General features: G+C 72.5%; 9 protein-coding genes. 7 read left to right on the top strand and 2 right to left on the bottom strand.

What is annotated here, in order from left to right; translation table 11 throughout:
- Positions 1-435: 435 nt before the first annotated feature.
- The 7 genes from AC067J_RS13415 (at position 436) to AC067J_RS13385 (ending at position 11,274) form a co-directional block, all read left to right on the top strand.
- A complete protein-coding gene (locus AC067J_RS13415) occupies positions 436-1,173 on the top strand; it encodes a response regulator transcription factor (RefSeq protein WP_327680600.1) in 738 nt (245 codons plus the stop codon).
- Positions 1,174-1,270: 97 nt separating this feature from the next.
- Positions 1,271-2,401, top strand: coding sequence for a sensor histidine kinase (locus tag AC067J_RS13410; RefSeq protein ID WP_478298620.1), 1,131 nt, complete (start codon positions 1,271-1,273; stop codon positions 2,399-2,401).
- 323 nt (positions 2,402-2,724) lie between these two features.
- Positions 2,725-6,471: a multifunctional oxoglutarate decarboxylase/oxoglutarate dehydrogenase thiamine pyrophosphate-binding subunit/dihydrolipoyllysine-residue succinyltransferase subunit gene (locus AC067J_RS13405; RefSeq protein ID WP_478298618.1), complete on the top strand. Its 3,747-nt coding sequence runs from the start codon at positions 2,725-2,727 to the stop codon at positions 6,469-6,471.
- Between the two features lie 251 nt (positions 6,472-6,722).
- A complete protein-coding gene (locus tag AC067J_RS13400) occupies positions 6,723-8,804 on the top strand; it encodes a serine/threonine-protein kinase (protein WP_478298616.1) in 2,082 nt (693 codons plus the stop codon).
- Between the two features lie 47 nt (positions 8,805-8,851).
- Complete coding sequence (locus AC067J_RS13395; protein ID WP_313765509.1) at positions 8,852-9,031, top strand: DUF6104 family protein; 180 nt, start codon at positions 8,852-8,854, stop codon at positions 9,029-9,031.
- Positions 9,032-9,260: 229 nt separating this feature from the next.
- Positions 9,261-10,175, top strand: a complete 915-nt coding sequence (locus AC067J_RS13390) for a DUF4097 family beta strand repeat-containing protein (RefSeq protein WP_478298615.1) — start codon at positions 9,261-9,263, stop codon at positions 10,173-10,175.
- Position 10,176: 1 nt separating this feature from the next.
- The gene (locus AC067J_RS13385; protein ID WP_478298613.1) at positions 10,177-11,274 is read left to right on the top strand and encodes a PadR family transcriptional regulator; all 1,098 of its coding nucleotides are present in this window, start codon (positions 10,177-10,179) and stop codon (positions 11,272-11,274) included.
- A gap of 52 nt (positions 11,275-11,326) precedes the next feature.
- On the opposite strand, the gene AC067J_RS13380 is transcribed toward AC067J_RS13385, so the two are convergent.
- Both AC067J_RS13380 and AC067J_RS13375 read right to left on the bottom strand, forming a co-directional pair.
- Entirely contained in the window at positions 11,327-12,289 is a 963-nt protein-coding gene (locus AC067J_RS13380) for a zinc-binding dehydrogenase (protein WP_478298611.1), read from the bottom strand.
- 109 nt (positions 12,290-12,398) lie between these two features.
- Positions 12,399-13,595 carry an NAD(P)-dependent malic enzyme gene (locus AC067J_RS13375; protein WP_478298609.1) on the bottom strand — a complete coding sequence of 399 codons (1,197 nt, stop codon included), beginning with the start codon at positions 13,593-13,595 and terminating at the stop codon, positions 12,399-12,401.
- Between the last annotated feature and the right edge of the window lie 487 nt (positions 13,596-14,082).

Genomic DNA, 14,082 nt, shown 5'->3' with positions numbered 1-14,082 from the left:
GAGTCAGCTGGGAAAATGCCGTGAGTATTCCGATAACGGTCGAGACCCGACATTGGTCCAGACCATCCCCCCGACTACGCGGCGGTAGCCCCCCTGACCGGCGGCTTGGCGTCAACTCATGTGCATACGTACCGTTACGGAGTGAAAAATCGCCGGGTAAGGTATCGGCCCGTGCCCACTTCCGAGTGGGTCCGGAGACCGGCCCGAAAGGCCGGTCCGCGGGCCGGAAACGTCCGGTCCGCCTGCCGGGAGGCATCCTCTGTCCGTACGCTGCGGAGTGTGCGGGAGAGAAGGACGGTCCACACCCGTCCTTCGATGCCGCACGCGCAACGGGACGGCGGACCCGGCACAGTCCACGACGGAACAAGACTACGAGCGGAGCCTCGCCATCCCCACAGGTGGCCGGCCCGCAGCCCTGGGGGCGGTGGCGTGACCGTGACAGAAATTCAGCAGGACAACCAGAACAACGGCGGCACGGTGAGCAGCCAGCGCAGAGTGCTGGTGGTGGAGGACGAGCCCACGATCGCCGAGTCCATCGCGGCCCGGCTGGGCGCGGAGGGCTTCAAGGTCGCTGTGGCCCACGACGGCCCGGGCGCCGTCGACGGCTTCCACACCTGGCAGCCCGACCTGGTCGTCCTCGACATCATGCTGCCCGGATTCGACGGGCTGGAGGTGTGCCGCCGGATCCAGGCCCAGCGCCCGGTACCGGTCCTGATGCTCACCGCGCGGGACGACGAGACGGACCTGCTGGTCGGCCTCGGCGTCGGAGCCGACGACTACATGACCAAGCCCTTCTCCATGCGCGAGCTGGCCGCCCGGGTCAACGTGCTGCTGCGCCGCGTCGAGCGCGCCCAGCAGGCCGCCCGGACGCCCGCACTGGGCTCGCTGCGCTTCGGCGAGCTGGAGATCGACCACGTGCAGCGCCGGGTCCGGCTGGCCTCGGGAGACGTCCACCTGACGCCGACCGAGTTCGACCTGCTCGCCTGCCTGGCCGCACAGCCGCGCGCGGTGCTCACCCGCGAGCAGCTGCTGGCCGAGGTGTGGGACTGGACGGACGCGTCCGGCACCCGCACCGTCGACAGCCACGTCAAGGCACTCCGACGCAAGATCGGCGCCAGCTGGATCCGCACCGTCCACGGTGTCGGGTACGCGCTGGAGGCCCCCCTCTCGTAGCGGCGCCTCGGGCACCGGGCCTCCGGGGGGCCCGTGTCCCGAACCGCCGTGCGCGCCACCCGGGGGATCACAGCACGCGGGGGATCACAGGGGACCAATGACCTTTCCACAGCAACGCAACGGGGACACCGACGGCAGCCGGCCGCCCACACTGGCCACGCGTGCCGCCCGCCGGGTCTGGGCCGACATCCGGCCGCTCGACCCGGTCCGCTCCATCAAGGGCAAGCTCGCCCTCCTGGTGATCGTCTCGGTCTTCCTGGCCACCGGCATGGTGGTCGTGGCGATCCGGTCCGAGACCCAGATCCGGATCATCATGATCTTCTCGATGATCGCCTCGCTGCTCTTCATGCAGTTCCTCGCGCACGGGCTGACCGCCCCACTGCGCGACATGACCGCCGCCGCCCGGGCGATGGCCTCCGGCGACTACACCCGCCGGGTCGAGGTCGGTTCGCGCGACGAGATCGGCGAGCTGGCGGCGACCTTCAACCAGATGGCGGCCGATCTCGGGGCCGCCGACCGCCACCGGCGCGAGCTGGTCGCCAACGTCTCGCACGAACTGCGCACGCCCATCGCCGCGCTGCACGCCGTGCTGGAGAACGTGGTCGACGGCGTGGTCCAGCCGAACCCGGCGACCCTGGGTGCCGCGCTGGAGCAGACCGAGCGGCTCGGCCGGCTGGTCGCCCACCTGCTCGACCTGTCCAAGATCGACGACGGCGTCGTCGACCTGGACGCCCGCCCCTTCGAGGTCCGCGAGTTCCTGGACGGCGTGCTGCGCGGGGTCACCGTGGACGGCGCGACGGCCGGCGGGGCGTTCTCCCGCCGCGGCGACGTCCGGCTCGCCCTGGAGGTCAGCCCGTTCGGCCTGACCGGCGTCGCCGACCCCGAGCGGCTCCACCAGGTGGTCGCCAACCTGGTCGACAACGCCTGCAAGCACTCCCCGCCGGGCGGCACCGTGACGGTCCGCGCCCGGCCCGGCGACAAGCCGGGCGGGCTGCTCCTGGAGGTGGAGGACGAGGGGCCGGGCATCCCGGCGGCCGACCGGACCAGGGTCTTCGAGCGGTTCAGCCGCAGCGGCACCGCGACGGCCGCCGGGCCCGGCGCCGACGGCGGCACCGGCCTGGGCCTGGCCATCGCCCGCTGGGCGGTGGACCTGCACGGCGGGCGGATCGAGGTCGCCGAGGCCGAACGCGGCTGCCGGATCGAGGTCCGGCTGCCCGGCCCGCGCTGACCCCGGCCGGGCCCGCCCGGCCGTGTTCGCGTCGAGCGGACTTCGCCCGCATGTCACAGAAGCGACACAGACGTGCGCGGCGGAGTCCGCCGGTCGGACGCATGCATTTGTCCGGTTTTGTCCGAGTATGCGGCGTGGTCAGGCGCGATCGGTTCCCCACGAATGCGGCCTTCTAACGCACATTTTCAGCCAAACTGCAGGTCAGGACTGTGATCTGGGCGACGCCTGAGCCCCGGGGACTGCGCGATCACTGGTCAGAGGCGTAGCCTTAATCCCCGCTGTCCAAACATCCCAAAAGGAAGCGGAAGAGGGCGGTTGCCGCCGTGTCGCCACAGTCCCATGAAACCCCCAACAGCTCGGCAAGCTCCACTGGCTTCGGCCCCAATGAGTGGCTCGTCGACGAGATCTACCAGCAGTACCTCCAGGACCCGAACTCGGTCGACCGAGCCTGGTGGGACTTTTTCGCCGACTACAAGCCCGGTACCGAGGTGACCCCAGTGACCCAGGCCGCGACCCAGGTCGGCCCCGCGCCGACCCCCGCCGCCGCCCCCGCCGCCGCTGCTGCTCCGGCCGCCCCGGCTGCCCCGGCCCCGGCTCCGGCCGCGCCGGCCGCAGCCCCGGCCCCCGCGCCGCTCGCCGCAGCCCCCGCCGCGCCCCCGGCCCCCAAGGCCGCCGCCCCGGCCCCCGCGCCCGCCGCCGACGCGACCGGCCCCGAGCTGGTCCCGCTGCGCGGCCCCGCCAAGGCCGTCGCGACCAACATGGACGCCTCGCTGGAGGTGCCGACCGCCACGTCGGTCCGCGCCGTCCCGGCCAAGCTGTTGATCGACAACCGCATCGTCATCAACAACCACCTGCAGCGCGCCCGCGGTGGCAAGGTCTCCTTCACCCACCTCATCGGGTACGCCCTGGTGCAGGCCGTCAAGGCCTCCCCGGGGATGAACCACAGCTACAAGGTGGAGAACGGCAAGGCCTTCCTGGTCAAGCCGGAGCACGTGAACCTCGGCCTGGCCATCGACCTGGTCAAGCCGAACGGCGACCGCCAGCTCGTCGTCGCGGCCATCAAGAAGGCCGAGACGCTCGACTTCTTCGGCTTCTGGCAGGCCTACGAGGACATCGTCCGCCGGGCCCGCGCCAACAAGCTGACCATGGACGACTTCACCGGCGTCACGGTCTCGCTGACCAACCCCGGCGGCATCGGCACCGTGCACTCCGTGCCGCGCCTGATGCAGAACCAGGGCACCATCGTCGGCGTCGGCGCCATGGAGTACCCGGCCGAGTTCCAGGGCTCCGCCCCGGAGACCCTGGCCCGGCTCGGCGTCTCCAAGATCATGACGCTGACCTCGACCTACGACCACCGCGTCATCCAGGGCGCGGCGTCCGGCGAGTTCCTGCGCGAGATCCACCGCCTGCTGCTCGGCGAGAACGGCTTCTACGACGAGATCTTCGAGTCGCTGCGGATCCCGTACGAGCCGGTCCGCTGGGCGACCGACGTCGCCACCACCCACGACGACGAGGTCAACAAGACCGCGCGCGTCATCGAGCTGATCCACTCCTACCGGGTCCGCGGCCACCTCATGGCCGACACCGACCCGCTGGAGTACAAGCAGCGCAAGCACCCCGACCTGGACGTCACCACCCACGGCCTCACCCTGTGGGACCTGGAGCGCGAGTTCGCGGTCGGCGGCTTCGGCGGCCAGCGGATGATGAAGCTGCGCGACATCCTCGGCCTGCTGCGCAACACGTACTGCCGCACCGTCGGCATCGAGTACATGCACATCCAGGACCCGAAGCAGCGCAAGTGGCTGCAGGAGCGCCTGGAGAAGCCGTACACCAAGCCGGAGCGCGAGGAGCAGCTGCGCATCCTGCGCCGGCTGAACTCGGCCGAGGCCTTCGAGACCTTCCTGCAGACCAAGTACGTCGGGCAGAAGCGTTTCTCGCTGGAGGGCGGCGAGTCCCTCATCCCGCTGCTGGACGCCACCATCGACTCGGCGGCCGAGCACCGCCTGGACGAGGCCGTCATCGGCATGGCCCACCGCGGCCGCCTCAACGTGCTGGCCAACATCGTCGGCAAGCCGTACGGCAAGATCTTCGGCGAGTTCGAGGGCAACCTCGACCCGAAGTCCATGCACGGCTCCGGCGACGTGAAGTACCACCTCGGCTCCGAGGGCACCTTCACCGGCCTGGACGGCGAGACCATCAAGGTCTCGCTCGCCGCGAACCCCTCCCACCTGGAGGCCGTGGACCCGGTCGTCGAGGGCATCGCCCGCGCCAAGCAGGACATCCTGGACCAGGGCGGCACCACCTTCCCGGTGCTGCCGATCCAGATCCACGGCGACGCGGCCTTCGCCGGCCAGGGCGTCGTCGCGGAGACCCTGAACATGTCGCAGCTGCGCGGCTACCGCACCGGCGGCACCGTGCACGTCGTGGTGAACAACCAGGTCGGCTTCACCGCCGCCCCGGCCTCCTCGCGCTCCTCGATGTACTGCACCGACGTGGCCCGGATGATCGAGGCCCCGATCTTCCACGTGAACGGCGACGACCCGGAGGCCGTGGTCCGCGTCGCGCGGCTCGCCTTCGAGTTCCGCCAGGCGTTCCACAAGGACGTCGTGATCGACCTCATCTGCTACCGCCGCCGCGGTCACAACGAGGCCGACAACCCGTCGTTCACCCAGCCGCTGATGTACGACCTGATCGACAAGAAGCGCTCGGTGCGCAAGCTGTACACCGAGGGCCTGATCGGTCGCGGCGACATCACCATGGAAGAGGCGGAGCAGGCGCTCCAGGACTTCCAGGGCCAGCTGGAGAAGGTCTTCGCGGAGGTCCGCGACGCCGCCCAGGCCCCGGCCGTCGCCACCAACGGCAAGCCGGTCGCCGACTTCCCGGTCAACATCCAGACCGGCATCTCCCAGGAGATGGTCAAGCGGATCGCCGCCTCGCAGGTCAACCTGCCGGACTGGCTGACCGTCCACCCGCGCCTGCTGCCGCAGCTGCAGCGCCGCGCCGCCTCGGTCGAGGACAACACCATCGACTGGGCGATGGGCGAGACCCTCGCCATCGGCTCGCTGCTCATGGAGGGCCACCCGGTCCGCCTGGCCGGCCAGGACAGCCGCCGCGGCACCTTCGGCCAGCGGCACGCCGTCCTGATCGACCGCCAGACCGGCGAGGACTACACCCCGCTGCAGTACCTCACCGAGGACCAGGCCCGCTACACCGTGTACGACAGCCTGCTGTCCGAGTACGCGGCCATGGGCTTCGAGTACGGCTACTCGCTGACCCGCCCGAACTCGCTGGTCATGTGGGAGGCGCAGTTCGGCGACTTCGTCAACGGCGCGCAGACCATGGTGGACGAGTACATCGCCTCCGCCGAGCAGAAGTGGGGCCAGCACTCGGGCGTCACCCTGCTGCTGCCGCACGGCTACGAGGGCCAGGGCCCGGACCACTCGTCCGCCCGCCCGGAGCGCTTCCTCCAGCTGTGCGCGCAGAACAACATGACGGTCGCCATGCCGACCCTGCCGTCGAACTACTTCCACCTGCTCCGCTGGCAGGCGCACAACCCGCACCACAAGCCGCTGGTCGTCTTCACCCCGAAGTCGATGCTGCGTCTGAAGGCCGCGGCGAGCGCCACCGAGGAGTTCCTGTCCGGCTCGTTCCGCCCGGTCATCGGTGACACCACCGTCGACCCGGCGAACGTCCGCAAGGTGGTCATCACCGCCGGCAAGTTCTACTACGACGTCGAGGCGGCCCGCACCGAGCGCGGCGTCACCGACACGGCGATCGTCCGGGTCGAGCGGCTCTACCCGCTGCCGGTGGCCGAGCTCCAGGAGGAGCTGGCCAAGTACGGCGAGGACGTCCAGTTCGTCTGGGCCCAGGAGGAGCCGGCAAACCAGGGTGCCTGGCCGTTCATCGCGATGAACCTGGTCGACCACCTCCAGGTCGTCGTCGGCCGCAGCGCCAACGGCGCCCGCCTGCGCCGCGTCGCCCGCACGGCCTCCTCGGCCCCCGCGGTCGGCTCGGCCAAGCGCCACGCCGCCGAGCAGCAGGCGCTGCTGGAGGAGATCTTCACCATCTGACCCCCGCGGTCGGGCTCCGGCGGTTCACCGGCCCCCCGCGCACCCCTGGTCCCCAGGGGTGCGCGGGGGGCCGGCGCCGTATCACGGAGGCGTGTGCGAAGGTCCCAGCTCTGCAACCAAAGCGGTACCGACCTGCGGGGAAGTCTGACGGGTCGGTAGGTTAGGCCTCGCCAGACCGCCGTCGGGGCACCCTTCAACGTGCCCGGGGCGCGGTCGGACGACCTCACCGCTCTCCCAGGGGGATCTACCGCATGACCGCCGACACGCCAAGGGACGCCGCCGACACGCCGCTCCCGCCGGTCTTCCAGCCGCTGCACCCGGACGACCCGAGGGAGGTCGGCGGCTACCGGCTGTTCGCCCGGCTCGGGGCCGGCGGCATGGGCCGGGTCTACCTCTCGTACACGCCCGGCGGCCGGCCGGTGGCGCTCAAGGTGGTCCGCCCGGAGTTCGCCGAGGACGGCGAATTCCGCCGCCGCTTCGCGCAGGAGGTCTCCAACGCCCAGCGGATCCACGGGCTCTACACCGCGCAGGTGATCGACTCCGGCGGCCTGGACAGCGACGCCCCCTGGCTGGTCACCGCGTACGTCCCCGGCCCCTCGCTCCAGCAGGTCGTGCGCGAGAACGGCGCGCTGCCGGTCCGCACCGTGCTGCTGCTGATGGGCGGCATCGCCGAGGCCCTCCAGGCGATCCACAGCGTCGAGGTGGTCCACCGCGACCTCAAGCCGGCCAACGTGCTGGTGGCCGGCGACGGCCCGCGGGTGATCGACTTCGGCATCGCCCGGGCCGCCGACGCCACCGCGCTCACCGGCACCGGCTACCGGATCGGCTCGCCCGCCTTCATGTCCCCCGAGCAGGCCCAGGGCCGCCCGGTCACCCCGGCCACCGACGTGTTCGCGCTCGGCGCGCTGGCCGCGTACGTGGCCGCCGGGACGGCCCCCTTCGGCGACGGCCCGGACACCGCCGTGCTCTACCGGGTGGTGCACGAGCAGCCCGACCTGGACGCCGTCCCGGCCGGCCTGCGCGAGCTGATCCTGCGCTGCCTGGCCAAGTCCCCCGAGGACCGGCCCCGGCCCGCCGAGATCATCGACATCGCCCGCAACCACCCGGCGGTCGGCGGCCAGCTGCGGTTCTCCGACGACTGGCTGCCCCGGCAGGTCAACACCGAGATCACCCGCCGCTCCGACCTCCCGAAGACGCCGCCCACCCCGCTGCCGGCCGCCCCCACCCTCCCGCCGTCCCCGGCCGGGCCGCCGACCGCCCCGCCGCAGCCGGCCACCGGACCGACCCAGCCGGCCTTCGGCCCGCCCTCCGGCTACGGCCCGACCCAGCCGGCCACCCCGCCGCCCGCGTTCGGCCCGACCCAGCCCGCCCCCGGCTACGGCCCCACCCAGCCGGGCACCCCGCCGCCCGGCTTCGTCCCGCCCGCGCTCGGCGCGTACGGCGCCGCTCAGCCGCCCACCGAGGCGCCCACCGGCCCGGTGCTCTCCGCCCCGCCGACCGTGCAGCTGCGCCAGGAGCCGCCGTCCTACGACACCCCGCCGCCCGGCCCGGTGGTGACCGACACCGCGGTGGCCGCGCCCGAGCCGAAGCGCAAGGGCGGCGTCTCCTGGAAGGTCCTGCTGACCGTCGCCCTGGTGATGGCGATCGGCGGCACCGCGGGCGGCGTCGTGCTGATGGACAAGATGAAGAAGGACGACGACAAGGCGACCACCGCGCAGAGCGGCCCGGGGGCGGCCCAGCCCGCCGCCGCGCCGCCGTCCACCCCGGCGGACACGACGCCGTCCGCCGCGGCCGGCGGCACGTCCCCGAAGGCCACGCCGAGCCCGTCCGCGTCCTCCTCGCCGGTCAGCGCCGCACCCCTGCCCGCCTCCTCCAGCGCCGCCGGGGTCACCGCACCGGCCCGGCCGACCGGCTACCAGGCGGTGATCGAGAAGAAGCCGCTCTCGATCCCGGCCGCCGAGTACTCCAGCGACGCCTACCGGATCGACCTGACCACGGGCAACGTGGTGCCGCGCGGCTCCGACCTGAAGTGGGGGCTCGGCCTGACCCGGGAGTCCACCTCCAGCGGCAGCCGGGCCGACTCCTTCACCAGCGCCGGCGACAGCAAGTCGGACTTCGCGGTGATCACCGAGGCGACCGTCACCCCCGAGCAGTGCGCCGTGGCGATCGACTCCCGCCCGGACACCGACCTGACCTTCAACCGGGTCACCCCGGGCCGGCTGCTCTGCATCCGCGACCGCGTCACCCGCAACATCGCCATCGCCGCGGTCGAGGTCGCGGACGCCACCACCGGTGCGGCCAAGGTGAACCTGTCCACCTGGCGCGCCAGCTGACCGGACTATCCTGACCAGGTCGAACCCCCATCGGACCGGAGCGAACCGTGTACTTCACCGACCGCGGCATCGAGGAGCTGGAGAGCCGGCGCGGCGACGAGGAGGTCACCTTCGAGTGGCTGGCCGAGCGCCTGCGCGAGTTCGTCGACCTCAACCCGGACTTCGAGATCCCGGTCGAGCGGCTGGCCACCTGGCTGGCCAGGCTCGACGACGAGGACGACGACTGACCCGGTAGGCCGCCGCCGCGGGCCACGGCACGGAGGGCCCGGAGAGCACCCGCTCTCCGGGCCCTCCGCGTCGTCCGGCGGCGGTCCCGTAGGGGACGGCTCGGGGTGGGCTCCGGGTCCGCTCCGGGTCGGGGGCGGGGCGGATTCCCTTGACTTCGCCGTCACGCGACATATCGTCTTCGAGTAGGGAACGCGATACATCGCGACTCATCAACGGGAGGCGGCAGACATGAGCCAGTGGACGATCGAGGGACCCGAGACGATCACCGTCGAGGAAGCGGTCCGGACCCTCCAGGTGCGGACCGTCGACGGCACGGTCAACGTGGTCGCCGCCGACGGCCCGGCCCGCCTGGAGGTCACCGAGCTGAAGGGCGAGCCGCTGCACGTCACCCTGGTGGACGGCGTGCTCACCGTCACCTACAAGGACCTCAGCAGCTGGAACGAGTTCGGCGACGTCCTCAAGTCGGTCGACTCGGTGAAGGGCTTCTTCTCCTCGTTCAAGCACAAGCGGACCGCCGCGGTCACCGTGACCGTGCCCGCCGGCACCGAGGTCAAGGTCGGCACCGTGTCGGCCGCGACGACGGTCTCCGGCTTCACCGAGCACGTCTCGGCGCAGACCGCCAGCGCCGACGTCACCCTGGTCGGCCTGGCCGGCCGCACCGAGGTCAACACCGTCACCGGCGACGTCGACGCCCAGTCGGTGTCCGGCCAGCTCAAGCTGAAGACCGTCTCCGGCCAGCTCACCGTGGTCGCCGGCACCGCCGAGAAGGTCTCGGTCAACGCCGTGACCGGCGCGGTCACCCTGGACCTCGCCGCCGCCACCCCGACCGAGATCAGGGTCGCCACGGTCAGCGGCCCGGTCGGCGTCCGGCTGCCGTCGCTCGCCGACACCAAGGTCGAGGCCGGCACCACCAGCGGCGACCTCTCCTCCACCTTCGAGCAGCTCAAGGTCGGCGGCTCCTGGGGCACCAAGCGGCTCTCCGGCCAGCTCGGCGACGGCAAGGGCAGCCTCTCGGTCACCACCGTCTCCGGCTCCGTGACCGTGCTGCACCGGCCCGACGCCGAGGAGGACGCCCAGGTGGTGGTCCGGGAGCTGCCGGCCGCCGACCTCACCAAGGGCCCCGACCTCGGCAAGGAGGCCTGAGATGACCCCCGTCTTCGGCCACGGCCGGCTCCGCCTCTACCTGCTGAAGCTACTGGACGAGGCCCCGCGGCACGGCTACGAGGTGATCCGCCTGCTGGAGGAGCGGTTCCAGGGCCTGTACGCGCCCTCGGCCGGCACCGTCTACCCGCGGCTGGCCAAGCTGGAGCAGGAGGGCCTGGTCGCCCACAGCACCGAGGGCGGCCGCAAGGTCTACCGGCTCACCGACGCCGGCCGGGCCGAGCTGGAGGCCCGGCAGGGCGAGCTGGACGACCTGGAGCTGGAGATCCACGACTCGGTCACCCAGCTCGCCGGGGCGATCCGCGAGGACGTCCGGGACAGCGCCAAGGACCTGCGCGAGGAGCTGTGGGGCGCGGCGAAGCAGGCCCGGCGGCCCGCCTCCGGCGCGCCGGACGCGGACGGGAACGGGGGCACCACCGGGGACGGCAGCCCGTGGTCCGGGCCCTGGAGCGACAAGGAGGCCTGGCAGCGCGCCAAGGACGAGTTCACCGAGTTCAAGCGGCAGGCCCGCGAGCAGGCCAAGCGGGCCAAGGAGCAGGAGAAGGCCGCCAAGGCCAAGGCCAAGGCCGCCGAGGAGGAGGCCCGCCGGCTGCGCGAGCAGTCCCGGGCCGCCCGCACGGCCGCGCAGCAGGAGGCGCTGCGGATCAAGCGCCGGATCGAGGAGCAGGTCCGCGACCACGCCGCGCACGGCGACTGGCAGACCGGGCTGACCGAGGGGCTGGCCGAGCTGACCAAGGGCCTGGCCGGGCTCGCCGAGGCCACCGGCTGGGGCTTCCCCACCGAGGACCGGGGCGACGAGCGGACCGGGAGCGCCTCCGACCGCCCGGCCGAGAAGGCCACCGTCACCCGGATCGACCTCGACGAGGACGAGCCGGCCGGTGCGGCCCCGGCCGACCTGCCCGGGTGGGCGGACACCGACCCGGCGGGCGACCCGGCCCGGGAGCTGGAGCGGCTGCTCGACCGGTTCCGCGACCAGGTCCGTGACGCGGCCCGGGACGGCGGCGTGAGCCCCGAGCGGCTGGCCGAGGCCCGTACGGTGCTGGGCGCCGCCGGCGAGCGGCTGAAGCGCCTGCTGGGCTGAGCCCCGGCGATACCGGGTCCGGCACTCCCCCGGGAGTGCCGGACCGGCGCGTTCACGGGGTCAGGACGATCTTCCCGAAGACGTCGCCCTCGGCGAGCCGGGCGAAGCCGTCGCGGGCCCCGGCCAGCGGCAGCACGGTGTCGATCACCGGACGGACGCCGGTGGTGGCGCAGAACGAGAGCAGACCGGCCAGCTCGTCCTTGTCGCCCATGGTGGAGCCCACCACCTTCAGCTCCAGGAAGAAGATCCGGTTCAGCTCGGCGGCGGCCGGGTTGGGGCCGGAGGTGGCACCGGAGATGACGATCGTGCCGCCGGGGCGGAGCGACTTCACCGAGTGCGACCACGTCGCCGCGCCGACCGTCTCCATCACCGCGTCCACCCGCTCGGGCAGCCGGGCCCCGCTGGGGAACGCCGCGTCGGCGCCGAGCTCCACGACCCGGGCGAGCTTGGCCTCGTCCCGGCCGGTGACCCAGACCCGCAGCCCGGCGGCCTTGCCGAGGACCACCAGCGCGGTGGACACACCGCCGCCGGCGCCCTGCACCAGGACGGTGTCGCCCGGCCGCACCCCGGCGTTGGTGAACAGCATCCGGTAGGCCGTCAGCCAGGCGGTGGGCAGGCAGGCGGCCTGCTCGAAGGAGAGCCCGGCGGGCTTGGGCAGCAGGTTCCAGGTGGGCACGGCCACCTGCCGGGCGAAGGTGCCCTGGTAGCGCTCGGTCAGGATCGAGCGCGGCTCGTCCGGCCCGACACCGTGACCGGACTGGCCGATGACGGAGTGGACGACCACCTCGTTGCCGTGCTCGTCGATCCCGGCGGCGTCGCAGCCGAGGATCATCGGCAGCTTCCCGGCGGGCAGGCCGACCCCGCGCAACGACCAGAGGTCGTGGTGGTTGAGGCTGGCGGCCTTGACCGTGACCACGCTCCACCCGGGACGGGCCTGCGGTTCGGGGCGCTCGCCCAGCTCCAGCCCGCCGAGCGGGTCGTCTGCGTCGATTCGTGCGGCGTAGGCAGCAAACATGATCCGGACGATAGCGGCGGGCGCCCGGGGCCGGAACCGCGCGTACGTGTGACGCGCGTCCCGGGAGGGGGAGCGCCGCCGGCGAAGGGCGGCGCTCCCCCGGCGCGCGTCAGCGGCGGGCGACGCCCTCCGCACGGGCGGCCTCGGCCACGGCCTTGCTGACCGCCGGGGCGACCCGCTCGTCGAACGGCGAGGGGATCACCTTCTGCGGCGTCAGCTCGTCGGCCACCACACCGGCCAGCGCCTTGGCGGCGGCCAGCTTCATGCCCTCGGTGATCCGGGTCGCCCGGACCTGCAGGGCGCCGGCGAAGATGCCGGGGAAGGCCAGCACGTTGTTGATCTGGTTCGGGAAGTCGCTGCGCCCGGTGGCCACCACGGCCGCGTACTTGTGCGCGACCTCGGGGTGGATCTCGGGGTTCGGGTTGGCCATGGCGAAGACGAACGCGCCCTCGGCCATCGTCGCGACGACCTCCTCCGGCACGGTGCCGCCGGAGACGCCGATGAAGACGTCGGCGCCGTCCAGGGCGTCGGCCAGCGAGCCCTTGAGGCCGGCCCGGTTGCTCAGCGCGGCGATCTCCGCCTTGACGTCGGTGAGGTCCCCGCGGCCCTCGTACACCACGCCCTTGCGGTCGCAGACCGCCACGTCGCCGATGCCGGCGGCCAGCAGCATCTTGGCGATGGCGATGCCCGCCGCACCGGCGCCGGAGATGACGGCCCGCAGCGAGCCGATCTCCCGGCCCGTCACCTTGGCCGCGTTCCAGAGCGCGGCGGTGGTGACGATGGCGGTGCCGTGCTGGTCGTCGTGGAAGACCGGGATGTCCAGGGCCTCCTGGAGCCGGCGCTCGATCTCGAAGCAGCGCGGGGCGGAGATGTCCTCCAGGTTGACCCCGCCGAAGGACGGCGCCAGCCGGACCACGGTCTCGACGATCTCGTCCACGTCGGTGCAGGCGAGCGCGATCGGGACGGCGTCCACGCCGCCGAACTGCTTGAAGAGGATCGCCTTGCCCTCCATGACCGGCAGGGAGGCCTCGGGGCCGATGTCGCCGAGGCCGAGCACGGCGGTGCCGTCGGTGACCACGGCCACCGTGTTGGCCTTCCAGGTGTAGTCGTTCACCAGCTCGGGCTGCTCGGCGATGGCCGTGCAGACGCGGGCGACACCGGGGGTGTAGGCGAGGGACAGATCGTCCGCGTCGCGCACCGGGACGGTCGCCCGGACCTCCATCTTGCCGCCGCGGTGGAGCGCGAACACGGCGTCGACCGGATCGTCGGTGTCCTGGGTAGTGCTGTGGATGATCTCCGCTGCCACGATGACCTCTTCGTCATTGATCGAGCGAGGGCACGCGACCGACGGAGCGGACGGCCCGGCCGGGCTCGACGTCCGGTCAGCGGTGACCGGTAACCGGTGTCCGGGGACGCCGGGACGCCCCCGGGGAAGGCCGGGTCGGGGCGCCGCCGTCGGACGAGCGCCCTCGGATGAGGGTTTTATTCGAGTTGTCTGCGTTGGGTCTGCGTTGTGTTTCCGGGCCGAGCGTAGGTCGGACGACGGCATCGCACCCATGCCTTTTCGTCCAAGTCACATGCTTGTCATACGCCTCACGGCCACCTGGGGCACCAGGCGTCGCGAGCACCGGGCCCCGGCGGCGGCAATGGCGAACGAGCACGCACACCCGCAGGAGTGAACGCAGACACGGAGGGGAGGCCGGTGCCTCGGATACGGAGTCGACGTCATGGACTTCCGTTCCTGCGCACCCCGAGCCGGTTGCGGCTCGGCGGTCTGGTTCGAGCGTCGGGGG

This window comes from Kitasatospora sp. NPDC042419, assembly GCF_056437345.1.
Note: the sequence above shows the minus strand (reverse complement) of the source record. Positions and strands in the feature narration are given on the sequence as shown.